Annotated in this window: 1 pseudogene; it reads right to left on the bottom strand. The window is 54.1% G+C overall.

Annotation, left to right across the window (positions count from 1 at the left end):
* Positions 1-944 (bottom strand): annotated as a pseudogene (locus tag DXA55_RS16885) (MobA/MobL family protein); the annotation flags it as partial.

The raw sequence follows: 944 nt of genomic DNA, 5'->3' as shown, positions 1-944 counted from the left end.
CGTAGAACTGTTTCAGTTCCGCTTCATGCTCTGCCTTGTACTTGGCTCTGGGCTTCTCAAACTTGATTTTCTGCAAGCCGTCATAGACAGGCTTCAAGCTCTGGAAAGCGGCGGAGCTGTCATAGAGCTGCTTGATTGCTTTCATTCGGGCGTTCTGTTCGTCCAGCGTTTTCTTCAAGCTCTCTGTGGCAGCACTGTGTTCGCTGACACGGTGTTCCAAATCCTCAAGGGAGTAAATCCCGTTTGCCCGGAGATAATTGAAAGTCTCATTCATCTCCTTTAGATTGCTGACCTTGCCTTTCTGCGAATACGCCCCGGCTCTGCCCTGGGTATAATAGGCGTTCAGCAGAGAAACAAGGTCGGGTGCCTGCGGCTTGGCAAGCTCTGCTTTTGCTTCGGCAATCCAATCGAACAGGAGAGCGATTTTCTTCTTGATGTCCCGGATCACGGCATTGGTTGCCTTGATCCAGCGGTTGAACTCGCCCTTCTCGGTGCGTATGCCTTTCTTCTCCATTGCCCGGACAGTTGCGCCCTCGTGGACAGTGGGAAGAAACTCCACGCCCTGACGCTCATAGCTTCGGTGGTCGATACGAACGTCAAGCCCCTTTTCCGCAAACTTGGCGTTGCATAGCTCCGCCCATGTCTGCCGCCAGTATTCCAGCGTTTCGGGACTGCCCCAGTCGGTAGTGGGAACGGCGTTGAAAACAAACTCGCCGTTCTGGTCTCGGATACGGTTGCCGTCCTCGTCCAGCTCATACACCCGGCGTTGCTTTAGCCCCATTTGCCGTCCTGCTCGATGGGGCGGATAGGGCAAATCACATGAAAATGCGGGTTTGGTATGCCGCCGTCCTCCCGGTCTGGCTGGTGTACGGCGAAGTCAACCACCATGCCCCGGCTCACAAAGTTCTCCAATAAAAATTGCCTTGCAAGAGCGATGTTTTCCT

Origin of the sequence: Blautia sp. OF03-13, from assembly GCF_003460685.1 — a bacterium.
Classification (GTDB): Bacteria; Bacillota; Clostridia; order Lachnospirales; family Lachnospiraceae; genus Fusicatenibacter; species Fusicatenibacter saccharivorans.
The sequence above is the reverse complement of the archived record's forward strand: the minus strand, read 5'-3'. Positions and strand labels throughout refer to the sequence as shown.